The following is a 21,815-nucleotide window of genomic DNA, read 5'->3' on the forward strand; positions in this document are numbered from 1 at the left end:
GCTTATCCAGTTGAGCCGCCAACCCCGCGACAGCTACCTTCACCCGACGAATCCCGCCCGGAAGGAACCCCGTTGACCGTCATCGACAAGATCGCCTGGATCCGGTTCGACGCGGGCAGGGTTCTCAGCACTCGCTCACGAGGCAAGGACGTCTACTACCTCCCCGGCGGCAAACGCGAACCCGGCGAGACCGATCTCCAGACTCTCGTCCGCGAGATCGACGAGGAGCTCACCGTCGCCATCAAGCCCGAGAGCGCGCGGCATTTCGGCACCTTCCAGGCCCAAGCCCACGGACACGCCGCGGGCATCGCCGTCCGGATGACCTGCTACACCGCCGACTACCGCGGAGCCCTGACTCCCAGCAGCGAGATCGAGGAGATCGTCTGGCTGACCTACGCCGACCGGAGCAAGGTGTCCCCGGTCGACCAGGTCATTTTCGATCACCTGCGCGAAGCCGGGCTGCTCGCTGAAGCTCCACAGTAGACAGTCACCTCGCGGAAGACTCCGTTACACCCCGGCAGGCGTCCCGTAACCCCCTCCCCCGCCGGACTCGCACCGCAGCACGTCTCCTCGGTGCACCCGAAGGCTGTTCACCTTCAACATCTCCCGGGCGTCCGGCGTCCCGGGGTTCAACACCACGCGCGGCGGAGCGCCCGACGACCCGCCGAACAGCCCCCAGGCGGGCGTCACCGACCGCTCCCACCACAGCGACAGGTCCTGGTCCGCCTCCATCACGTACTCCCGCACCACTCCGTCGCCCCCGCGCCAGCGGCCCGCGCCGCCCGAGCCGGTGCGGATGCGGTATTCGTTCACCCGCACCGGATACAGCGTTTCGACCACCTCGACCGGCAGGTCCCGCAACGACCCGTTGACGTTGTTGATCAGCGCCGTTTCCCCGTCGCCGCCGTTCCAGGCTCCCCAGCCGCCGACGGTCGCTTCCAGGGTCACGAACGGTTCGCCTGTCCGCGGGTGGTCGCCGGCGAACTGCACGATCATCGAATCGCCGTAGCTGGCCGCGGCGACCCGGTCCGGCATCGCGGGCGCGAGCGCGGCCACGACGAGATCGATGAGCATGCCGAGACTGGAGTAGTAGTACTGGCACGCGGCGGGCTCCCGAGCGCCGAGCATCGACCCGTCGCGGACCTGGACGTCCAGCGGCGCGAACGAACCCCCGTTGAGGCTCACCTGCGGCGAGATGAGCAGCTTGTACCCGACCCGCGCCGCCGAAATCGCCTGGGAGCGGCCGCAATTCACCGGACCGGTGGCCTGGTCGGCACAGTCGGTGAGGTCGATCGTCATCGATTCGCCCTCGACGACCACCCGCACGCGCACTTTCAGCGGCGTGTCCGGGTCGATCGCGTCGTTGTCCAGATACCCGGTCGCCTCGTACTCGCCGTCCGGGATCGCCGCGATCCGCTCGCGTTCGAGCCGTTCGGTCTGGGCGAAGATCTGCTCGCGCGCGGCGTCGACGGTTTGCGCGCCGTAGCGGGCGAACAGTTCGCCGAGCCGCCGCACGCCCATCCGGGCACAGGCGATCTGCGCGCGCATGTCGCCGAGGGTCACGTACGGGAACCGCACGTTCGTCTCGATCAGCCGCAGGATGTCGGCGCATTCGACGCCACCGGCGACGATCCGCGTCGGCCCCATCCGCAGGCCCTCTTGGTAGATGTTCGTGGAATCCATCGAACCGCCGGGATCCTTGGAACCCATGTCGATCCAATGCGCGCGCGAAGCCGCGAACCCGACCAGTTCGTCTCCGACGAAGATCGGCGCGTAAACCGTGCAGTCGTTGAGGTGCGTGCCGCCGATGTAGGAGTCGTTGAGCACCCAGACGTCGCCGGGCTGCCAGACTTCCGCGCCGAACAGGTCCTCGGTGTGGCTCGTGCAGATCTCCAGGTTCCCGAGGAAAATCGGCAGCCCGGACGACTGGCCGAGGACGCGATGGCGCCGGTCCAGCAAAGCGACGGCGCAGTCCTTGCCCTCGTAGATCGTCGGTGTGTACGACGACCGGATCAGGGTCATGTTCATGTCCTCGGCCGCCTGGATCAGCGCCGAGCGGATGATTTCGGTGGTGACGGGGCTGATGCTCACGCGTGCTCCTCCTGCAGGTGGCCGGCGGCCGCGAGGGTGACGACCAGGAAGCCGTGGTCGTCGACGGCGAGTTCGGCGTCCGGCGGGACGACCGTGGTGGCGGTTTCCTCGTGCACGATCGCGGGTCCGGACAAGCGGCTGCCGGGGGCGAGCGACGCGCGCGCCACGATCGTGGTGGGCACGGCCTGGCCGGCGAAAACGACGTCGCGGACAACGGGCTCGGGTCGCTCGACGATCGCCTCGGAGGAGGCCGCGGCGCGGTCGACGACGCCGTGGCCCGTGGTGCGGAGCGCGACGAACTGCACTGGCGCACCGGGGGTGGCGTGGCCGTAGCGCTGGTGGTGGATCTCGGCGAAACGCGCCTCCACCGCAGGCAGAAAATCGGGACTGTCGACGGGGTCTGAGTCCAGGATCGGCACGGTCAGGGTGTAGTCCTGGCTTTCGTACCGCATGTCGACGCCGTGCGTCACCGACTGGCGGTCCTCGGAGATTCCCTGGTCCCGCAACGCTTCCAGCGCCTGATCGCGCAGCGAGTCGAGAGCCGTGCGGAGGGCGCGGGTGTCGAGTTCGGCTCCGTTGGCGAAGAACTGCATGGTGAAGTCCCGCCGCACGTCCGCCTCGAGCATGCCCCACGCCGAGAACGCGCCCGGGAACCGCGGCACGATCACCTCGGTGATCCCGATTTCCCGCGCGATGAACGCCGCGTGCATCGGTCCCGCGCCGCCGAACGCGAGCAGCGCGAACTGGCCCGGCTCGCGGCCGTGTTCGACGGTCAGGGTGCGGATCGCCTGTGCCATCTTGGCGTTGCCGACGTCGCAGATACCGGACGCCAGCTCGACCGGATCCATGCTGAGCTGATCCGCCAGCGTCGCGACGACCGTGCGCGCGGCCTCGAGGTCGAGCGGCATTCCGCCACCCGCGAACGACTCCGGATCGACACGGCCGAGCACGCAGTTCGCGTCGGTGACCGTCGCCTGCGTCCCGCCGCGGCCGTAGCACGCCGGGCCGGGCACCGCGCCCGCCGATTCGGGGCCGACGCGCAGCGCGTCGCCCTCGGCATAGGCGAGTGAACCGCCGCCCGCGCCGACCGTATGCAGGTTGACCAGCGGCATCAGCAGCGGGAATCCCTCCGCCTCGCCGTCCGGCGAAACGTCGGCGGCGTAGTCCATCACCAGCGAGACGTCGAACGAGGTCCCGCCCATGTCGATGCAGATCAGGTCGGGACGGCCGAGCAGTTTCGCCGCCGCGACGCCGCCCATCGTGCCGCCGACCGGACCGGAAAGCAGGGTCTGCAACGGATGCCGCCGCGCGAACCCGGCGTTGACCAGGCCGCCGGAGGACTGCATGACGTGTACCGGGACGTGCAGGCCCTTCTCCGTGAACCGCGCTTCGATGCGGTCGAGATACCGGTGCACCGACGGGCCGGTGTAGGCCTCGAGCACTGCGGTCGACGTCCGCTCGTACTCCCGCCATTCCGGCGCGACCTCGTGGGAGAGCACGACCAGCGCGTCGTCGCCGAGCTCGTCCCGCAGGATCTCTCCCGCACGGCGTTCGTGCCCGGAATCCAAGTAGGAGAACAGGAAGCACACCGCGACGGCCTCGAAACCCTCTTCGCGCACGCGTTTCGCGACCAGCCGCACCGCGTCCTCGTCGAGCGGTTCGAGTTCGGCGCCGGTGGCGTCGAGCCGTCCGGCGACCTCCGCGACCGCTTCCGGCCCGACGAGCGGTTCGGGCTTGCGGTAGTGCAGGTCGAACAGCCGGTTCCGGTTGCCGCGCGCGATCCGGTAGACGTCGCCGATCCCCCGTGTGGTCAGGATCAGCACCTTCGCGCCGCGTCGTTCGAGCAGCGCGTTCAGTCCTTGGGTGGTGCCGTGCACGAAGAACTCGATCTCGGCGAACGGCAGGTCGAATCCTTCGAGCGCGCCGAAAACGCCGCGCGCGAGGTCGTCGGGGGTGGTGAGCACCTTGCCCGCGCGCAGCCGCCGCGTCGCGCCGTCGTGGACGACCACGTCGGTGAAGGTGCCGCCGATGTCCATGGCGACCCGGTAGGTCATGGGAACTCCTTGTCCGGTAAGGGAAATCAGGTGAGCGCGCGACCCTCGGTCTCGGGCAGCGGAAGGACGGCGAGCAGCGCGACGACGAGGAAGGCCACGATCGACGCGACAGTCAGCGAGGACGCGACGCCGTGGTCCATCATCGCGCCGATCACCGGCACCGAAACGGTGTTGGCCAGCAGGATCGCCGAGGTGGACCACGAGTAGCCGACGCCGCGCAGTCCGGTCGGCAGTACCTCGGCCGACCAGGTGTTCCAGATGCCCCAGGCGCCGAGCGAGAAGAACGCGAGGATCAGATTGCCCGCGTACAACTGCGTCGAACCGGTCGCGAGGCCGAACAGCACGCCGCCGATCGCCGAGGCCAGCGCGAACAGCAGGAAGATCCGCTTGCGGCCGTGGCGGCGGGTCAGCCACGCGGCGAGCAGGTAGCCGGGGACGGACACGACCTGGGTCACCGCGACGAACCACAGCGCGCCGGACACGCTCAGCCCGCGATTCTGCAGCAGGACGGGCAACCACGTCTGCAAACCCCAATAGCCCCAGCTGAACGTGAACGACGTGAGCAGCAGCGGCAGGAACCGCCGCCGCACCGGCGACCGGAACAGGTTCCGCACCGCGCCTGCCTTGCGGTCGGCGTCCTCAACGGCAAAGGTTGTGTCAGCCGGAATTTCCGCACCGAGCCCGCGCAGCACAGTGGCGGCCTCCGCGTGTCGCCCGCGCCGCGCGAGCCAGTACGGCGATTCCGGTACCCAGCGCAGGACGGCGAACGCCCACAGCCCGGCCAGCGCGGCGACCACGGCGACAGCGCGCCAGCTGATCATCCCGAGCGACTGACTCACCCCGATGCACAGCAGCGTGCCGATCGGAAACCCGATGCTGAGCGCCACGGCGCCTTGGCCACGGCGGGCGGTGGGCAGCAGTTCGAGGAAGTACGGGAACGTGACCGCGTAGACCCCGCCGAACGCGACGCCGGACAGGAACCGCAGCACAACGAACGGCCAGAATGCCGGTGACAGGCCCGCGGCCAGCGCGAGCACCGCGTAAATCAGGAGGCTCGCGACGGTCACGCGGCGGCGGCCGAGCCGGTCGATCAGCCCGCCCCACAGCAGCGCCCCGGGCACCATGCCGAACGCGACCGCGGACAGCGCCCAGCCGAGTTTCGTGTTGTCCACGCCGAACTCGCCCGCGATCCCGTTCGAGACGTAGACCAGCCCGACCTGCTCCCAGGCCTCGACGACGAACGCGAAGAACAGCACCGAACCGGCCAGCCAATGCCGCCGGGTCAGCCGCATCCCGGTGCAGACGTCGCCGACGGTCGGCGCGGCGGCGGAGGTGGGCGGGGCGGGCTCGTGCGGGGCGGCCATGGCGCCTCCTATCATCATCAAAACGTTTTGATGAGCTTTCGCGGCATCAAACCCGCGCGCCGGTGCGGTGTCAAGCCCTCCTCCGCCGGCCGGTGGGCGATACTGGGCCGTCCGGAGGCAGGGCGAAGGGGTACGAGGAGTGGACACGGCGAGCGGCAAGCGGCCGGTGACGATCCGGGAGGTCGCCGAGCGCGCCGGGGTCTCGATCAGCACGGTTTCGCACGCGCTTTCCGGGCGCAGGCCCATTTCCGCGGCGACGAAGGCGCGGGTGCGCGAGGCCGCCGCGGAGCTGGGCTACGACCCGAACCCCAACGCGCGCTCGCTGCGCACCGGCCGGTCCGGCCTCGTCGGGCTCATCCTGCGGCCGCGCTACGCGGTGGCCGGCACGCCCGACCGCGCCGAGACGTTCAACCGGCTCGTCGGGTCGATCGCGACCGAGATGCTGCGGCACAAGACCGGCCTGATCCACGTGCCCGACCTGCACGACCCCGCGGTGGCGAGCGTGCCGATGGACGGCTGCATCGTGGCCCACCCCTACGGCGGCGACACCGCGCTGGCCGAACTGCTCGGCCGGGGCCTGCCCGTGGTGACCGTCGAGGAGGATCCCGAACAGCCCGACCTCCCGTGGGCGGTGCGGCTGGACTATCCGCCGGTCGTCGAGGCGCTGCTGAACCATCTCAACGACCAAGGCGCGCGCGACGTGCTTCTGCTGTCCGGCACCGAGGACAACGCCTGGAACCGGCGTCCGCGCGAGGCCTACCTGGCGTGGTGCAAGCGGCGCGGACTACCACCGCGGACCGCTCTGCTCAGCGAAGGCCTGACCCAGCGCGACGTGCCCGAACTGGTGCAGCCCTTGCTGTCCGGCCCGGACCGACCGGACGCGATCGTGGTCGCGACAAGCGATTTCGCCCCGCTGATCGCCGAAGCCGCGGCCGCGCAAGGCCTGCGCATCCCGGACGACTTGCTGCTCGCCGCCCTGACTGACAGCGAGCACGCCCGCACGAGCTCGCCGCCGATCACCGCGATGGACCTGACGCACGAAGCGCTGGCCGAGCGAGCGGTGGAGTTGATGCTGGCGCGGTTGTCCGGGGCCGAGACGCCTGCCGGGCCGGTGTTTCTGACTCCCGAACTGCGATTGCGGGAATCAACCAGGCGACGCGACTGACGCCGGGTTTCGATACTCGGCGAGTGTGCCGTGAGGGGAACCTTCACGGACTCTGAGTCCCGCAGGGTTCCCTTCACGGCCTGCCGCTAGTCCACCGGGGTGACCTCGGCCATTTCCGACCACGCCGCGCCGTCGAGGTTCTGGTAGTTGATCTCCGGCTTCTTCGCCACGACTGTCGACATGAACGGGAAGAACTCCTGCGCGTGCGCGGTCGCGACGTGTGCGTCCCCGGCCGCGCTGTCGGCGAAGACCTCGACCATGACGAACTCGTTCTCGTCGCCGCCGTTCTGGTAATAGTCGAACGAGACGTTCCCCGGTTCGCTCCGGACGTTCGCGGTGTAGCGCTCGATGCCTTCCAGCCATTCGGCGCGCTTCTCTGGACGGATCTGTGCTTTGAGGACGATCAAGATCATGCCCTGAGTATCGCAAGCGACCGGCTACCCGGCCACCGCCGCCGAACGAATCACCCGTGCTCCGGCCACCGACGTCACCAGAAACACCACTCCTCCCCCGAAAACCGCGCTCACCACGAACGGCGTGACGCTGAACGCGGCTGCCGGACCGCCCGTCTTGACGATCGAGAACGGCAGGACGCACAACACCGACCCCACCACCGCGACGACAATCGCCAGCAGGGTCGCGGCGGCGGTTTCGCGCAGGAGCACGCCGCGCACCTGCCGGACGGTCGAGCCGATCAGCGACAGCGTCGCGAACTCCGTCCGGCGGTCGCCGATCGCGGCCACCAGGTTGTTGGTCAGCGCGATCGCCATGAACAGCGAGATCAGGACGACCACCAGGTAGTTGATCGAGGCCAGGACGTCGGCGGTGCTGCCCGGGACGCTGTGCTGGTTTTCGATGCCCTGCATGGCCAACGTGCCCGCGGAGACGCCGACCAGCAGCGTCAGGAAGGTGACGATCGGCCGGGCCCGTTCCGGTGCGGCACGCAGGTTCACCCCCGCCAGATGCGCTTCGGCGTTCTTCGCCCCGCGCGACAGACGGCCGACGACCCGGTTCGCCACGGTGATCAGTTCAGGCGCGAGGATCGCGAACCCGATCGAGCACAGCACCACGGCGGGACCGGTCAGGCCGGTCGTCGCGATGCTGTCGGCAGGCAGGGCGAGCACCGCGCTCGCCAAGCCGAAACCGGCTGCCAGCAATACAATCGCCGCGATCCGGCGGGGTCGCGCCGACCTGATCCGGCGCGGTCCGGACTCCTCGTCGACCGGACTGCGCCGAGCCGGACCGCGACTGCCGATCCACGCCGCGAGCACCCCGGCCAGCAGCACGACCGCGACACCGGCCAGCGGCAGCCCGATCCCCGGCGCGAACGACGTGTTCGACGCGGTGAGCCCGGTCGAACGCACACCGGTCAGCACAAGGAACCCGAGCAGGTAGCCGAGTCCCAGTCCGGGCAGCGCGGCCACCGCGGTGATCGCGAGGGTCTCCATCGAGACCAGCACCCGGATTTGCCGCGGCGCCGCACCGATCAGCCGCAACCCGCCGATCTCGCCGGACCGCGCGGCGAGCGTGACGCCGATCGTCGACACCATCGCGAAAACCACGATCGCCACCACCCAACCGCCCATAATGAGCGGGAACTGGGTGAGGAATCCCCGATCGGCCGGAGCGGTGCTGCCGGAGAGGCCGGTGCCGAGCAGGGCGGTCATCGCGACCACCAGCGCCATCCCGACGAGCGCGACCAAGCCGGTGGCGATAGCGGCCGCGCGGTGGTGACCGAACAGCCGCAGAGCGAGTTTCAACATGTCAATTCCCCTTTGGATGCACGGACACCGCGCTCGATCTCGCCGAGCGCGCTGCCTCGACGAACACCACCCGGCCGGTCGGCACGGTGATCGCCGAACCGCCGCAAAACAAGCCTCACCATGTCAGGCCCCATCGATCTTGCTGTCGCCACAGGGCTTTTCGCGCCGCCTCACCGGGCACCCACCGCATTCGCCGCCCGCTCAGCGGATTCGACCAGCACCGCCATCCGATTCGCCACCGCCGCGGCAGTCGGCCGGGCCAGTTGATCGACCACCAGCCCGTCCGCAAGGAACAGCACCGCATCGGCATAGGACGCGGCCACCGGGTCGTGCGTCACCATGACTATCGTCTGGCCCCGGTCCGCCAACTGCCGCAGCAAGCCCAGCACTTCCCGCGCGCTGCGGATGTCCAGCGCGCCAGTCGGTTCGTCGGCGAAAACCACCTCCGGATCCGTCACGAGCGCCCGGGCCACGGCCACCCGCTGCTGCTGCCCGCCGGACAGCTGCCCGGGACGGTGTCCCCCACGCTGAGCCAGACCGACCTGCGCCAGCAACGCCGCGGTGCGCCGCGGGTCCGGGCTGCGGCCGTCCAACCGCAACGGCAGTTCGATGTTCTCCTCGGCGGTCAGCGCGGGCAGCAGGTTGAACTGCTGGAACACGAACCCGATCCGCTGGCGGCGCAGCGCCGCCAGCCGCGGTTCGTCCAAAGCAGACAGATCAACGCCGTCCAGTTCGACGGTGCCTTCAGTCGGGGTGCGCAGGCCAGCCGCGCAGTGAAGCAGCGTTGTCTTCCCCGAGCCCGACGGGCCCATGATCGCCGCGAAGGCACCTCGAGGGACGTCCAAGTCCACGCCGCGCAGTGCGTCGACCGGGCCGCCCTCTCCTTCGAAGCGGCAGCGCAGCCGTCTGGTGCGGATCGCGGGTGCGGTCATCTTCCAGTCCTCTCAGAGATGTGAATGAACGTTTAAAACGAACGTTTACATGATACGGTAGCACGTGTGGGACACCGCGAGAACCTGATCACCGCCGCCCGGGAATGCCTCCTCAAAGCCGGCTACGCGCGCACTACGGTGCGCGACCTCGTCGCCGCTTCCGGGGCCAACCAGGCGTCGATCAACTACCACTTCGGGTCGAAGGAACAGTTGCTGACGCAGGCGCTGTCCGACCTCAACACCGAGTGGGGCGAGATGCTGTTCGCCGTCCTCTCCGACCCGGACGGCGAGAAGGCCGGGCCGGAGCAGCGCTGGGCGCGGATCATCGAGTCGATCCGCGAACACCGCGAGCTGTGGTTCGTGAACTTCGAGAGCGTCAGCTACCTCCAGCACGACGAGAAGGTCCGGAAGATCAACGCCGAGGGCCAGCAGCTGGCGCGCGTCGGGCTCGCCCGCGCGTTCGGCGATCTGGGACCGGACGCCGACCCGAAGGACGTCCACGCGGTCGGCGCGCACTATTACTCGCTGCTGGTCGGGACCGCGCTGCAGTGGCTGACCGATCCGGACCACGCTCCCTCGGCCGCGGATGTGGTCCGCGCCGACTGGCGATCCCGCTAAACCCGCGCCAGACCAGCACCCGGACCTGCACCGGGCCCGCACTGGGTCTGGACTGGGTCTGCGCCGAACCGGCGCACGTCACGCTGGCATCACAGATCCCGAGACCCCGCACCAGCTCCGTTGACACGTCCGCCATCCGGGTGACATGATCCCGGCACCGCTTGGAAACGTTTCCAAACCATCCAGTCCGTAGACTGGAAACGTTTCCAACAGCGGTATCCGCACTGTTGCTCGCTGTGTCCGACTGGGAGGGACGATGACGTCAACCCGAGCCACGCTGATCCAGGTGGCCGAGCGCGCCGGCGTGTCGCTGGCTTCGACCTCGCGCGCGCTGCACGGGACCGGCGCGAGCAAGGCGATGGTCGAGCGCGTGCGGGCGGCCGCGGCGGAACTCGGGTACAGCGCGGACGCGATCGGGCGGTCGTTGCGGCTGAAGAAGACGTCGCAGATCGCGTTCGCGGTGGCGGACATCGGCAACCCGGTCTACGTCGAGATCATGCGCGGCATCCACGAAGTCCTTGCACCGCACGGTTATCGGGTTGTCGTCATGTCCACTGGGGACACCGCGGCGTCGACAACCGAACTGATGCACAGCCTGCACGGCGGGTTCGTCGACGGCATGATCGTGATCCCGCTGCGCACCGACGACGAGCTGATCGAGCAGATCGGCCGGGCACCGGTGCCGGTCGTGGTGATCGGCCGCGCGATGAGCGACCGCGGGATCAGTTCGGTCTCCACGGATTCCGCCGCCGGGATCGGCGCGGCGGTGCAGCACGTCGTTTCGCTGGGCCGCCGCCGGATCGGCTTCCTCAACGGGCCGCTCGACACCACGCCGGGCTCCTCGCGGCAGCGCGGCTTCGACGAAGCGGTGTCCGCGAAGGACTTCGCCGCCAAGACGGACGTCGAGGTCGCGACCGATTTCACTGTCGCAGCGGGGATCGAGGCCGCCCGGAAGCTGCTCGACCGTCCACATAGGCCGGACGCCATCGTCGCGGCCAACGACCTGCTCGCCATCGGGGCTGTCCGCGCCGCCCGGGAACTCGGGCTCAGCATCCCGCGCGACGTCGCTGTCACCGGCATGGACGACACCGAGCTCGGACAGGTTTTCTTGCCCCGGTTGACCAGTGTGTCCCTCGGTTCGGCCGAACGCGGGCGCGCCGCCGCCCGGCTGATGCTCGGGCTCACCGACGACGCGGACGCGCCGGCGCGGCAGATCTCGGTCGGCACCGAGCTGTTCGTCCGGGAATCCACCGTGGACCAGAACGTGGAGGACGCGGAATGACCACCGCGATCGAGCCGAGGCGAGCCGCCCCCGCTCCCCCGCCGCGCCCGAAGAAGACCACGCGGGCCCGCACGCGCCGGCGCGAGGCGATCGCGCTGGTGCTGCCGTCACTGATCCCGATCCTGGTGCTGTCGGTGGCCCCGCTGGTCATCGGCATCGTGCTGGCGTTCACCGACACGCGGCTGGTGCGGCATCCGGACTTCGGCTTCGCCGGGATCGACAATTTCGTCCGCCTCGGCGGGAACTCGCTGTTCTGGGACTCGCTGCGGATCGGCCTGATCTGGACGGTCGGGGTGACCGTCCTGCAGCTGGCCGCCGCGATGGGCCTGGCGCTGCTGCTCAACTCCGGCCTCAAACTCCAGGGCCTCACTAGGGTGCTCGCGCTCATTCCGTGGGCGATGCCGCCGGTGGTCGTCGCGATCATGTGGCAAATGATCTACTCGGCCAACGGCGGACCGCTCAACGCTTTCCTCGGCAGCATCGGCCTCCCGGACGGAATCAACTGGCTCGGCGATTTCAACACCGCTCTCCCCGCAGTGATCGTGGTCGGTGTCTGGGTCGGCATGCCGCAGACCACCGTGACGCTTCTCGCTGGCCTGCAACAGATCCCGGCTGAACTCCACGAGGCGGCCGCGGTCGACGGAGCTGGTGCGTGGCGACGGTTCACCGCAGTCACCTGGCCGAGCATGCGTCCGATCGTCAGCTCCATTACCTCGCTGAACTTCATCTGGAATTTCAATTCGTTCTCGCTCGTGTACGTGCTCACCGCGGGCGGCCCGGGCGGCAAAACCATGGTCCCGGTGCTGTTCGTGTATCTCGAAGCGTTCAAGAACCGCGAGATCGGCTACGCCGCCGCGATGGGGCTGGTCCTCGTCATCGTGGTCGTCGCGCTGCTCGCGATCTACCTGCGGTCGCAGTTCCGAGGCGACCGCCCGGAAAGGGGGCGGTGAGCGATGCGCTGGTCCGTGCGCCCCGCGCAATACCTGGCTCTCGTGCTGTACCTGCTGTTCCTCGGTTTTCCCTTGCTGTGGCTGATTTCCGCGTCGGTGAAGTCGTCGGCGGAGCTGAACTCCCTGTCGGTCAACCTGGTCCCGAGCGAATGGCATTGGGACAACTACGGCGAAGCGCTCTCCCGCCAGGGCCTGCTGCATTCGGCGTTCAACAGCCTGCTGGTCGCGCTGGCCAGCACCGTGCTGGCGATCCTGATCTCGGTGCCCGCGGCCTACGTGCTGGCGCGGCTCAAGGGGAAGCTGCGCGTCGCGGGCGTCACCTGGATCCTGGTCAGCCAGGTGTTCCCGGTGGTGCTGGTGATCCTGCCGCTGTTCCTCGTGCTGCGGACGCTCGGCCTCGCCGACAGCCTCGTCGGGCTGACGCTCGTGCACACCACCTACATCCTCCCGTTCGCGCTGTGGATGCTGCAGGGCTACGTCGCGGCGATCCCGGTGGACCTGGAGGAGGCCGGGGCGATGGACGGCGCGACCCGGTTCACCGTGCTGCGCACCATCGTGTTCCCGCTGCTGGCCCCGGGCGTGGTCGCGACCGCGATGTTCAGCTTCGTGTCGTCGTGGAACGAGTTCTTCTTCGCGCTGGTGCTGCTGCAGTCGCCGGAGAACTACACGCTGCCGATCACGCTCACCATGTTCATCGGCGGCGAGGGCAAGGTCGCCCTCGGTCCGCTGGCCGCGGGCGCCGTGCTCGCGGCGATCCCGAGCATCGCCTTCTTCAGCCTCCTGCGGAAGAAACTCACCGGCGGCCTCATGGCCGGGGCGGTGAAGGGATGAGCCCCACCCCATCGGAAACACCTTCGAAAGGTCGGTCGATGAAGACACGACGCGCGGCCATCGCCGCCAGCCTCGCCCTCACCAGCCTGCTCGCCGCGGCGTGCGGCAGCGGCGCGGACAGCGGCAGCGGGGACGGCGGACCGGTCACCCTCACCTTCCAGTCGCTGTCGGACCAGCCCGCCGCGATCGCCGCCACGAACAAGATCGTCGGCGCGTGGAACCAGGCGCATCCGGACACGCAGGTGAAGGTCGTCCAGGCCGGTTGGGACAGCGCTTACGACAAGCTGATCACCCAGTTCAACGCGGGCACCGCGCCGGACATCGTGCACTACGAGGCCGCCGGGATCGGGCCGTTCGCCGCCGACGGCTACCTCGCCGACCTCTCCCCTTACCTGACCGAGCAGAAGCGCGCGGACATCCCGAAGGGCGTGCTCGACTCGGTGACCGTGGACAGCAAGGTCGTCGCGTACCCGACCGAGCTGCAGTCCTATGTGGTCTTCGCGAACAAGAAGCTGCTGGAGCAGTCCGGCGCGCAGGTCCCGACCGGCGAGACGATGACCTGGGACCAGCTGCGCCAGCTGGCCAAGACCGCCACGAAGGACGGCAAATACGGCCTCGGCTGGGGCCTGTCGAGCCCGACCGCGACGTTCGTGGCGATGGCCCCGGCGTTCGGCGGCAAGTACTTCGAGGGCACCGGCGACCAGGCGCAGATCAGCGTCGGCCAGGGCGAGATGGCGCTGCCGCAGCTGGTGCACGACATGAACGCGACCGACCACTCGATCCTGCCGGTGACGCTGACCCAGTCCGGCGGCAAGGCGCTGGCCCCGTTCTACGCGGGCCAGGTCGCGATGACCGTGCAGGGCTCGTACCAGGCGGCGAACATCGAGAAGGACGCGCCGAAGGACCTCGACTGGGTCGCGCTGCCCCCGATCGCCGGCCCGGCCGGACCGGCGCAGGCGGCGAACCCGCAGACGCTGTCGGTCAACAAGGACTCCAAGCACGTCGAGCAGGCCGCGAAGTTCCTGGACTTCTTCACCGGCACCGAGAACCTCGCCGCGCTCAACGAGGCCGACACGCTGATCCCGGCGAGCAACTCCGCTCGCGAGGCGCTGGACAAGAAGCTCGGCGCCAAGAAGGGCTGGAGCACCATCCTGGCCTCGGGCAAGTACCTGACCTCCGCGCCGTATCTGTTCGCCGGCAAGTACGCGCAGTGGAAGGACACTGTCGCGACGCCTGCCTACCAGCGCTTCCTGGCGAACCAGATCGACGCGAACACGCTGGCGCAGCAGCTGAAGGACGGCTGGAAGAGCGTCGGCAAGTGACCGCCGCGCCGGGACCGGGCACGCGTCCGGTCCCGGCGCGCACAACAGGCGCGGGCGGCAGTGCCCGCGCCGGGGAACGAAGGGACGCAAGCCGGTGACCTGGCTGGAGGACCGCGCGGTGGCAGTGATCACCGGCGCGGCAGTGGGGGACGCGCTCGGCGGCGCGACCGAAGGGTGGACGCCCGAGCAGATCGAGGAGCGCCACGGCGGCCGGGTGACCGGGATCGTCCCGCCCTGGTACCCGAACTGGCGAGACGCGCGCCCGATCGCGCCGTACCACAAGGGCGACGGGCACATCACCGACGACACCTTGATGACCCGCGCGATCGTGGAGGTGTACGCGAAGCGCCGCGCGCATCTCGACGCGTACTCGATGGCCGAGGACCTGGTGCCGCTGATGATCGGCGAGCCGCGCTGGGTGCCGGAGCTGGAGTCGACAGCGCTGCTGCTGCAGCGGGTGTTCCTCGCCGAGAAGTGGATCGTCGCGAAGCTGCACTACGGCCACGTGGACCCGCGTGAGGCGGGCGTCGGCAACATCGTGAACTGCGGCGCGGCGATGTACATCGCGCCGGTCGGTGTCGTGAACCCGGGCGATCCGCAGGCGGCGTATGCCGAGGCGATCGACCTGACCGCGCCGCATCAGTCCAGCTACGGCCGCGAGGCCGCCGGGGTGCTGGCCGCGATGGTCGCCGCTTCGGTCGCGCCCGGCGCCGGGCTGGACGACCTCGTGCGGGCCGCGCTCGAGGTGTCGCACGACGGGACTTTGGCGGCGCTGCGGGCTGTCGTCGAAGCCTTCGAGGGGTGGAACGCCACGCCCAAGACCGACGACGAGGAGCGGGCGCTCGCGCGGAAGATCCGCGAGGTCGTCGCGCCGTTCGATTCGGTCGGGCCGGAGTACCGGCAGATGTCGATGGACGCACGGCGGCCGTCGCGGACCAAGGCGATCGAGGAATTGCCCGCCGCGCTCGGCTTTGTGCTGGGACACCAGGGCGACTACCGCGGCGCGGTGCTGGGTTCGGTGAACTACGGCCGGGACGCGGACTCGATCGCGTCGATGGCGGGCGCGCTCTGCGCCGGGCTCGGCGGGGCGGCTTCGGTGCCGGACGAGTGGATCGATCCGATCGGCGAGGCCAGCAAGATGGATCTGCGCGAGACCGGACTGCTGCTCGCGTCCGCCGCGACGGACATCGTGAAGGCCGACCGCGCGCGGACCCAGGCGCGGCTCGCCGCTCTCGACGCGCTGGCCGCCGCATGAGGCTGACCTGGGCTCAGCCCGAAGACCTGCTCGCGCACGAGTTCGTCCAGTCCGCCGCGGAGGGCAAGGACGTGACCTCGGTGCGGGAGCGCTGGATCGCCGCCGGCGGCGATCCGGTGCCCGCCGTGAGCGGGGCAGGACCGCGGCCGGCGCCCCCAGCGTTGCGGGCGCTGGCCCGGACGCTGCTGGAGGAACTGGCCGCACTCCCCTGTCCTGCCGCGCCGCACGAGCCGGACGACTGGGACGCGATCACCCCGCTGCTTCCGGCCGCGCCGGTCCTCCCCCGACCCGTCGCGGACCGCACGCTCGGCGCGTGGACCGGCCGGGCGGCGGGGTGCCTGCTCGGGAAGCCGGTCGAGAAGATCCCGCGCGAGGGCATCGAGGAGATCCTGCGCGCGACCGGCCGCTGGCCGCTGGACCGGTGGTTCACCGAGGTCGGGCTGCCCGAAGACGTCGCGGCGCGGTGGCCGTGGAACCGGCGCTCCCGGCCGACTTCCCTGGAGGAGAACATCTCCGGGATGCCGGAGGACGACGACCTCAACTACCCGATCCTCGCGCTCACGCTGCTGGAACGGCACGGCCGCGAGTTCACCACCGACGATGTCGCGCAGCTCTGGCTGGAGCAACTGCCCGCCGGGCGGGTGTTCACCGCCGAGCGCGCCGCGTACCGGAATCTGCTGGACGCGCGGCCGGTGCCGGAGACCGCGACGCACCTCAACCCGTTCCGCGAGTGGATCGGGGCGTTGATCCGGACCGACGTCTTCGGCTGGGTCTCCCCTGGAGAAGTCCGCGGCGCCGCGCGGCTCGCGTGGGTCGACGCGCGGCTCAGCCATACTCGGAACGGCATCTACGGCGCGATGTGGGCAGCTGCGCTGGCGTCGGCCGCGATGGTCTGCGACTCCGTCCACAATGTCCTCGATGCGGCGGAAACTGTTCTGCCGCCCCACAGTCGGCTGGCTGCGGCGGTCCGGTTTGGGCGGGAAGCTGCTGCGTACGACGACGGGCTGGACCGGCTCCACGCCGAGTACGGCGACCTGCATTGGGTGCACGTGCTCAACAATGCGGCGGTGATCGCGTACGCGCTGACTCGCGGCGATGGCGACTTCGGGCAGAGCATCTCGCTCGCTGTCACGGCTGGCTGGGACACGGATTCCGCGGCGGCGACGGTCGGCGGGGTCGTTGGCGCGTTGCTGGGTGCGGACGGGATCGGCGAGCAGTGGACGAAGCCGCTCGACAACCGGATCGCGACGTCGTTGCCGGGTGGCGAGCAGCGGATCACCGATCTCGCCGCGCGGACGGCCGGGGTGACGCGATGACCGGGCGGGTTGCTGTCGTCGGATCGGCGAATGTCGATCTGGTGGTCGACGTTCCGCGGCAGCCGCACGGGGGCGAGACCCTTCTTGGCGGGGATGTTCGGCGCAGTCCCGGTGGCAAGGGTGCCAATCAGGCGGTTGCCGCATCGCTCGCCGGTGGGGCCGAGACGACGTTCGTCGGAGCGTTCGGGGTCGATGACGGTGCCGAGTTTCTGTTGGCGTCGTTGACGAAGGCTGGGGTGCGAACTGACCTGGTGTCTCGAGTGGACAGTGCGACCGGCACCGCGTTCATCATGGTGTCGCCGGACGGCGAGAACTCCATTGTGGTCGCGCCTGGGGCCAACTCGCGACTCCAGCTCGGCGAGGAGCAACTGGAGCGGATCGCTTCGGCGGACGTTGTGCTCGCGCAGCTGGAAGTTCCGCTCGAGGCCGTAACCGCTGCCGCCGCGGCTCGGCGATCTGGTGCGCGGATGGTGCTCAACGCCGCGCCGTCCCGGCCGCTGCCGGATCTTGACCTTGACGTGCTGGTCGTCAACGAGCATGAAGCCGCGGACCTGGCTGGGACGCCGGGCTCGCCCGAGGAGCTGGCCCGGATCCTGCAGCAGCGCGCGCCCGCTGTGGTGATCACGCTCGGGGCGGCCGGTTGTGTGGTCGCCGAAGCGGAAATCGCGCACCTGCCCGGCTTCCGAGTGTCCCCGGTGGACACGACCGGAGCCGGGGACACGTTCTGCGGCGTGCTCGCGGCGGTGCTCGCCGAGGGTCGTCCGCTTCGCGAAGCCGCCGAGCGCGCCGGGGCCGCCGCCGCGCTCGCTGTCACCCGGCCCGGCGCGCAGTCCGCCGTGCCGACCGCTGCGGAGGTCGCCGAGTTCGCTGAGTTCGCGACCGGAGGAAACGCCCGATGACGTACGTGTTCGACCCGCTCGTCCCGCGCCCGATCGACCAGCCGACCGAGGTCCCGCTGGGCGCTCCCCTGTCGGCTGAGCAGCTCGTCGCGCTGGACGAGGCCAAGATCTTCGTCGGCCCGGCAGACCCTGCCGACCGTCCGGAATGGCGGGCGCGGCTGCGGCAATGGCGCGCCGACGCGCACGAACGGCACAGCTACCACGGCCGCGCCTACGACCGGCCCGAAGCCGCGTGGGCCGCCGGATGCCACACCGTCGCGCAGGTCTGGCTGTGGGACGAGCTGTTGTATTCGTTCGAGGAGCACCGGTTCACGCCGGAGCGGTTCCTCGCCGACGCGCACCAGCGGTTCGGCGGCCTCGACGCGGTCGTGCTGTGGCACGCGTACCCGGTGATCGGCCTCGACGACCGCAACCAGTGGGATTTCTACCGCGACGTGCCCGGTCTCCGCGAACTGGTCGAGACGTTCCATTCGGCGGGCGTGCGGGTGTTCGTGGACTACAACCCGTGGGACGTCGGCACGCGGCGGGGCGAGGACGACGCTGCGGAACTGTCCGCGGTGCTGGCGGATTTCGGCGCGGACGGCGTCTTCCTGGACACGTTGAAGAAGGCCGATCCGGCGCTCGTCGAGCAGCTCGAACGCGGGCGGCCCGGGGTCGTGCTGGAGGGCGAATCGAAGCTGCCGGTCGAGCGGATCGAGGACCACTCGGCATCGTGGGCGCAGTTCTTCGCCGATTCGCCGGTGCCGGGCGTGCTGCGTTCGCACTGGTACGAGCGGCGGCACATGCAGCACCACGTGCGGCGATGGCACCGCGACCACACCGAGGAACTGCAGTCCGCGTGGTTGAACGGCGTCGGCGTGATGGTGTGGGAAGTCGTGTTCGGCGTGTGGGTCGGGTGGTCCCAGCGGGATGCCGCGACCGTGCGGCGGATGGTGACGGTGCAGCGTGCGGCCGGTGATCTGCTGCGCGATGGCGAGTGGACGCCGTTGGCTCCGCTGACGCCGGAAGCGGAAGCGGCTGGGGTTTACGCGTCGCGCTGGGAGCTGGGTGACTGGACACTGTGGACAGTCGTCAACCGTGGCGACTCGGATTATCTGGGGCCGGTCGTTGACGGGCCGGTGATCGATCTTTTCGCCGACGGGCGGGTGCCCGCGCGCGGGATTTCGGCGCTGCTGCGGGTCTCCGAGGGTGCGGCGGAGCCGTCGTGGCTGTCCCGGGTGGCGACTCTCCCCCACGATCCGGACGCTCGTTTCCCGCACCGGCTCGCGACGCGGGTCGTTCGCGAGCCGACTCTGGGCAGGCCCGAGGACGACGCGGTCGTGGTGCCTGCCGGGCCGTACGTGCTGACGGTGCGCTACCGCGGGCGCGAGACCGGGATGTACCAGGGCGCGCCGTATGTCGACGAGTGGAAGCCGTTGCCGCCGCGGCTGCACGACGCCCGGACGCTGCAGCGAGACGGTTCGCTGGCCTCGCCGGTCGCGGTCGCCGCTGCCGAGGTGACGAACGGCCAGTTCGCGGAATTCCTTGCCGCTGCCGGATACCAGCCGGTCGAGCCCCATCGGTTCCTCGCGCATTGGGCCGATGGCCTGGTCGAGGACGAGCCGGTGACCTTTGTGGACCTCGACGACGCCCGTGCGTACTGCGCGTGGCGCGGCGGCCGGTTGCCCACCGAGGACGAATGGCAGCTAGCCGGGGAAACCGGCGGGCTCCGGCGCGGCACGCCCGCGGTGTGGAACTGGACGGAAAGCGAACACTCCGACGGGAGGACCCGGTTCGTGATGCTCAAGGGCGGCAGCGATTACCGCGCCGAGGGTTCGGAATGGTACGTCGAGGGCGGCCGGCACGCCCCGGATTACAGCGTGAAGCTGCTGCTGCCCGGGTTGGGGTTGGCGCGCGGCGCGACCGTCGGGTTCCGCTGCGCGTGGGACGTGACGCGATGACCGTGTCGAGGGAGGCTTCCGCCGGGGCGCTGGCCGGGCTGCGGGTCGTGGACGCGTCGACGTTGTTCGCCGGGCCGATGGCCGCGATGCACCTCGGCGACATGGGCGCCGAGGTGCTCAAGGTCGAGCACCCGTCGCGGCCTGACCCGTCGCGCACGCACGGGGTGGCCAAGGGCGCCGTCAATCTGTGGTGGAAGACGTTGGGGCGCAACAAACGCACCGTCACCGCGAACCTCGGCAGCGACGGCGGACGCGAGGTGTTCCTGGCGCTCGCCGAGACCGCGGACGTGGTGATCGAGAACTTCCGCCCGGGCACTCTCGAACGCTGGGGCCTCGGTTACGAGGAGCTGTCCGCGCGCAACCCGGGCCTTGTTCTGGCCCGGGTGACCGGGTTCGGCCAGCTCGGCCCGTATCGCTCGCGGCCCGGCTTCGGCACGCTCGCCGAGGCGATGAGCGGATTCGCGGCAGCCACCGGCGAACCGGACGGCCCGCCGACGCTGCCGCCGTTCGGGCTCGCCGACGGGGTCGCGTCGCTGGCCACCGCGTACGCGATCATGGTCGCGCTCGCCGGGCGGACGGTCAGCGGACGCGGCCAGGTCGTGGACGTCGCGATCATCGAGCCGATTCTCGCCATGCTCGGACCGCAGATCACGCGATGGGACCAGCTCGGCACGGTCCAGCCGCGCACCGGCAACCGGTCCACGAACAACGCGCCGCGCAACACCTACCGCACGAGCGACGGCCAGTGGGTGGCGGTGTCGACGTCGGCACAGTCGATCGCGGAACGCGTCGTGCGGCTGGTCGGCCGTCCGGAACTGGCGGACGAACCGTGGTTCGCGACCGGCGCGGACCGCGCGGCGCACGCGGACGAACTGGACGAGGCCGTCGGCGGCTGGATCGCACGGCACACGCGCGACGAGGTCGTGGCCGCGTTCGAGGAGGCACAGGCAGCGGTCGCCCCGATCTACGACGCCGCCGACATCGTGGCCGACCCGCAGTTCCGCGCGCTGGGCACGATCCACGAGATCGACGACCCGGAACTGGGCACGACGTTGATGCAGGGGCCGCTCTTTCGGTTGTCGGACAACGACGGCGTCATCGGATTCACCGGACGACCGCACGGCGCGGACACCGACGAGGTGCTCGGTTCGCTGGGCTTCGCTCCGTCGCGAATCGCCGAGCTTCGTGCGGAGGGAGCGGTATGACGCCCGCGCTGACCTTGCTCTACGTCCCTGCGGACCGGCCCGACCGCGTCGCCAAGGCACTCGCGTCGGACGCCGACGTCGTACTGGTCGACCTGGAGGACGCCGTCGCGCCCGCGCATAAGGATGCCGCGCGGGACAACGCGATGCAGCTGTTGGCCGACGTGCCCGCGTCGCGTCCGGTGCAGGTGCGGATCAACCACGTGGACACGCCGTGGCACGCGGCGGACGTCGCCGCGCTCGCCACGCTGCCGACGTGGGTGGGCGCGCGGCTGCCGAAGGTCGAGAGTTCGGCGGACGTCCGGTCGCACGCCGATGTTTTGCCGGGCCGGGAGTTGCACCCGCTGATCGAATCCGCGCTCGGGGTGGAGCGGGCACTGGAGATCGCGCTCGCCTCCCCGCAGACGGCGTCGCTCGGGCTGGGCGAGGCGGATCTGCGGTCCGACCTGCGGCTCGCCGACGAAGCCGGGCTCACCTGGGCACGCAGCCGGATCGTGAACGCAGCCCGCGCCGCGCGCCTGCCACCGCCCGCGATGTCGGTGTACGCGAACGTCCGGGATCTTGACGGGCTGGCGGAGAGCTGCCGGGCCGGACGGGCACTCGGGTTCCGCGGCCGGACGGCGATTCATCCGGTGCAGCTGCCGACGATCCGTGCGGCGTTCCTGCCGACCGCGGAGGAAGTCGCTCGGGCGCGGGAGGTTCTGTCCCGAATGGACGGTGCCACTCAGGCCGGGGTGGGCGCGATCGCGCTCGCCGACGGGACGTTCCTGGACGTCGCGATGCGAGACCAGGCGTTGGCGGTGCTGGCGCTGGTGGCCGACTAGACCTTGT

At 70.1% G+C, this 21,815-nt stretch carries 19 protein-coding genes; 13 read left to right on the plus strand and 6 right to left on the minus strand.

Annotation, left to right across the window (positions count from 1 at the left end; all coding sequences use genetic code 11):
* Positions 1-72: 72 nt before the first annotated feature.
* Complete coding sequence (locus ACFORO_RS11105) at positions 73-483, plus strand: NUDIX hydrolase (protein ID WP_377868564.1); 411 nt, start codon at positions 73-75, stop codon at positions 481-483.
* A gap of 24 nt (positions 484-507) precedes the next feature.
* Here ACFORO_RS11105 and ACFORO_RS11110 read toward each other — a convergent pair whose 3' ends face one another.
* From ACFORO_RS11110 to ACFORO_RS11120, 3 genes are read right to left on the minus strand one after another with little or no spacing between them, the layout of a single operon-like run.
* Positions 508-2,091 (minus strand): hydantoinase B/oxoprolinase family protein, encoded by a 1,584-nt coding sequence (locus tag ACFORO_RS11110; RefSeq protein ID WP_377868563.1) that lies wholly within the window; start codon positions 2,089-2,091, stop codon positions 508-510.
* A complete protein-coding gene (locus tag ACFORO_RS11115) occupies positions 2,088-4,145 on the minus strand; it encodes a hydantoinase/oxoprolinase family protein (protein ID WP_377868562.1) in 2,058 nt (685 codons plus the stop codon). The genes ACFORO_RS11110 and ACFORO_RS11115 overlap by 4 nt, the downstream gene beginning before the upstream one ends.
* A gap of 26 nt (positions 4,146-4,171) precedes the next feature.
* Positions 4,172-5,509, minus strand: a complete 1,338-nt coding sequence (locus ACFORO_RS11120) for an MFS transporter (RefSeq protein ID WP_377868560.1) — start codon at positions 5,507-5,509, stop codon at positions 4,172-4,174.
* A gap of 139 nt (positions 5,510-5,648) precedes the next feature.
* Here ACFORO_RS11120 and ACFORO_RS11125 point away from each other — a divergent pair, with 139 nt between their 5' ends.
* Positions 5,649-6,674 (plus strand): LacI family DNA-binding transcriptional regulator, encoded by a 1,026-nt coding sequence (locus ACFORO_RS11125; RefSeq protein WP_377868559.1) that lies wholly within the window; start codon positions 5,649-5,651, stop codon positions 6,672-6,674.
* Positions 6,675-6,760: 86 nt separating this feature from the next.
* Here ACFORO_RS11125 and ACFORO_RS11130 read toward each other — a convergent pair whose 3' ends face one another.
* The 3 genes from ACFORO_RS11130 to ACFORO_RS11140 form a co-directional block, all read right to left on the minus strand.
* Complete coding sequence (locus tag ACFORO_RS11130) at positions 6,761-7,087, minus strand: putative quinol monooxygenase (RefSeq protein ID WP_354735078.1); 327 nt, start codon at positions 7,085-7,087, stop codon at positions 6,761-6,763.
* 24 nt (positions 7,088-7,111) lie between these two features.
* Positions 7,112-8,437, minus strand: a complete 1,326-nt coding sequence (locus ACFORO_RS11135; protein ID WP_377868558.1) for an FtsX-like permease family protein — start codon at positions 8,435-8,437, stop codon at positions 7,112-7,114.
* A gap of 170 nt (positions 8,438-8,607) precedes the next feature.
* Positions 8,608-9,369, minus strand: coding sequence for an ABC transporter ATP-binding protein (locus tag ACFORO_RS11140; protein ID WP_377868557.1), 762 nt, complete (start codon positions 9,367-9,369; stop codon positions 8,608-8,610).
* Positions 9,370-9,435: 66 nt separating this feature from the next.
* Between ACFORO_RS11140 and ACFORO_RS11145 the strand changes: the two genes are divergently transcribed.
* The 11 genes from ACFORO_RS11145 to ACFORO_RS11195 all read left to right on the plus strand — a co-directional run bounded on the left by ACFORO_RS11145 (position 9,436) and on the right by ACFORO_RS11195 (position 21,808).
* On the plus strand, positions 9,436-9,987 hold the full coding sequence (locus ACFORO_RS11145) for a TetR/AcrR family transcriptional regulator (protein WP_377868556.1): 552 nt from the start codon (positions 9,436-9,438) through the stop codon (positions 9,985-9,987).
* 256 nt (positions 9,988-10,243) lie between these two features.
* Positions 10,244-11,269 carry a LacI family DNA-binding transcriptional regulator gene (locus tag ACFORO_RS11150; protein WP_377868555.1) on the plus strand — a complete coding sequence of 342 codons (1,026 nt, stop codon included), beginning with the start codon at positions 10,244-10,246 and terminating at the stop codon, positions 11,267-11,269.
* Positions 11,266-12,219 (plus strand): carbohydrate ABC transporter permease, encoded by a 954-nt coding sequence (locus ACFORO_RS11155; RefSeq protein WP_377868554.1) that lies wholly within the window; start codon positions 11,266-11,268, stop codon positions 12,217-12,219. Before ACFORO_RS11150 ends, ACFORO_RS11155 begins: the two co-directional genes overlap by 4 nt.
* Positions 12,220-12,222: 3 nt before the next feature.
* Positions 12,223-13,050 carry a carbohydrate ABC transporter permease gene (locus ACFORO_RS11160; protein ID WP_116199984.1) on the plus strand — a complete coding sequence of 276 codons (828 nt, stop codon included), beginning with the start codon at positions 12,223-12,225 and terminating at the stop codon, positions 13,048-13,050.
* A 38-nt stretch (positions 13,051-13,088) separates the two neighbouring features.
* Positions 13,089-14,372, plus strand: coding sequence for an ABC transporter substrate-binding protein (locus ACFORO_RS11165; RefSeq protein ID WP_377868553.1), 1,284 nt, complete (start codon positions 13,089-13,091; stop codon positions 14,370-14,372).
* A 94-nt stretch (positions 14,373-14,466) separates the two neighbouring features.
* Positions 14,467-15,627, plus strand: coding sequence for an ADP-ribosylglycohydrolase family protein (locus ACFORO_RS11170; protein WP_377868552.1), 1,161 nt, complete (start codon positions 14,467-14,469; stop codon positions 15,625-15,627).
* Positions 15,624-16,943 (plus strand): ADP-ribosylglycohydrolase family protein, encoded by a 1,320-nt coding sequence (locus ACFORO_RS11175; RefSeq protein WP_377868551.1) that lies wholly within the window; start codon positions 15,624-15,626, stop codon positions 16,941-16,943. The genes ACFORO_RS11170 and ACFORO_RS11175 overlap by 4 nt, the downstream gene beginning before the upstream one ends.
* Complete coding sequence (locus ACFORO_RS11180; RefSeq protein ID WP_377868550.1) at positions 16,940-17,842, plus strand: ribokinase; 903 nt, start codon at positions 16,940-16,942, stop codon at positions 17,840-17,842. The genes ACFORO_RS11175 and ACFORO_RS11180 overlap by 4 nt, the downstream gene beginning before the upstream one ends.
* Positions 17,839-19,782 carry an SUMF1/EgtB/PvdO family nonheme iron enzyme gene (locus ACFORO_RS11185; protein ID WP_377868549.1) on the plus strand — a complete coding sequence of 648 codons (1,944 nt, stop codon included), beginning with the start codon at positions 17,839-17,841 and terminating at the stop codon, positions 19,780-19,782. Before ACFORO_RS11180 ends, ACFORO_RS11185 begins: the two co-directional genes overlap by 4 nt.
* Positions 19,779-20,987: a CaiB/BaiF CoA transferase family protein gene (locus ACFORO_RS11190; RefSeq protein ID WP_377868548.1), complete on the plus strand. Its 1,209-nt coding sequence runs from the start codon at positions 19,779-19,781 to the stop codon at positions 20,985-20,987. The genes ACFORO_RS11185 and ACFORO_RS11190 overlap by 4 nt, the downstream gene beginning before the upstream one ends.
* On the plus strand, positions 20,984-21,808 hold the full coding sequence (locus tag ACFORO_RS11195; RefSeq protein WP_377868547.1) for an HpcH/HpaI aldolase/citrate lyase family protein: 825 nt from the start codon (positions 20,984-20,986) through the stop codon (positions 21,806-21,808). Before ACFORO_RS11190 ends, ACFORO_RS11195 begins: the two co-directional genes overlap by 4 nt.
* Positions 21,809-21,815 lie beyond the last annotated feature (7 nt).

The sequence above is a fragment of the Amycolatopsis halotolerans genome, from assembly GCF_042647905.1.
GTDB lineage: Bacteria > Actinomycetota > Actinomycetes > Mycobacteriales > Pseudonocardiaceae > Amycolatopsis > Amycolatopsis halotolerans.

Excerpts from the sequence above, each read along its gene's own strand:
- ACFORO_RS11115 (WP_377868562.1), bottom strand. The coding sequence starts at position 4,145 with ATGACCTACCGGGTCGCCATGGACATCGGCGGCACCTTCACCGACGTG.
- ACFORO_RS11120 (WP_377868560.1), bottom strand. The coding sequence starts at position 5,509 with ATGGCCGCCCCGCACGAGCCCGCCCCGCCCACCTCCGCCGCCGCGCCG.
- ACFORO_RS11130 (WP_354735078.1), bottom strand. The coding sequence starts at position 7,087 with ATGATCTTGATCGTCCTCAAAGCACAGATCCGTCCAGAGAAGCGCGCC.
- ACFORO_RS11135 (WP_377868558.1), bottom strand. The coding sequence starts at position 8,437 with ATGTTGAAACTCGCTCTGCGGCTGTTCGGTCACCACCGCGCGGCCGCT.
- ACFORO_RS11140 (WP_377868557.1), bottom strand. The coding sequence starts at position 9,369 with ATGACCGCACCCGCGATCCGCACCAGACGGCTGCGCTGCCGCTTCGAA.
- ACFORO_RS11150 (WP_377868555.1), top strand. The coding sequence starts at position 10,244 with ATGACGTCAACCCGAGCCACGCTGATCCAGGTGGCCGAGCGCGCCGGC.
- ACFORO_RS11155 (WP_377868554.1), top strand. The coding sequence starts at position 11,266 with ATGACCACCGCGATCGAGCCGAGGCGAGCCGCCCCCGCTCCCCCGCCG.
- ACFORO_RS11160 (WP_116199984.1), top strand. The coding sequence starts at position 12,223 with ATGCGCTGGTCCGTGCGCCCCGCGCAATACCTGGCTCTCGTGCTGTAC.
- ACFORO_RS11165 (WP_377868553.1), top strand. The coding sequence starts at position 13,089 with ATGAAGACACGACGCGCGGCCATCGCCGCCAGCCTCGCCCTCACCAGC.
- ACFORO_RS11175 (WP_377868551.1), top strand. The coding sequence starts at position 15,624 with ATGAGGCTGACCTGGGCTCAGCCCGAAGACCTGCTCGCGCACGAGTTC.
- ACFORO_RS11180 (WP_377868550.1), top strand. The coding sequence starts at position 16,940 with ATGACCGGGCGGGTTGCTGTCGTCGGATCGGCGAATGTCGATCTGGTG.
- ACFORO_RS11185 (WP_377868549.1), top strand. The coding sequence starts at position 17,839 with ATGACGTACGTGTTCGACCCGCTCGTCCCGCGCCCGATCGACCAGCCG.
- ACFORO_RS11190 (WP_377868548.1), top strand. The coding sequence starts at position 19,779 with ATGACCGTGTCGAGGGAGGCTTCCGCCGGGGCGCTGGCCGGGCTGCGG.
- ACFORO_RS11195 (WP_377868547.1), top strand. The coding sequence starts at position 20,984 with ATGACGCCCGCGCTGACCTTGCTCTACGTCCCTGCGGACCGGCCCGAC.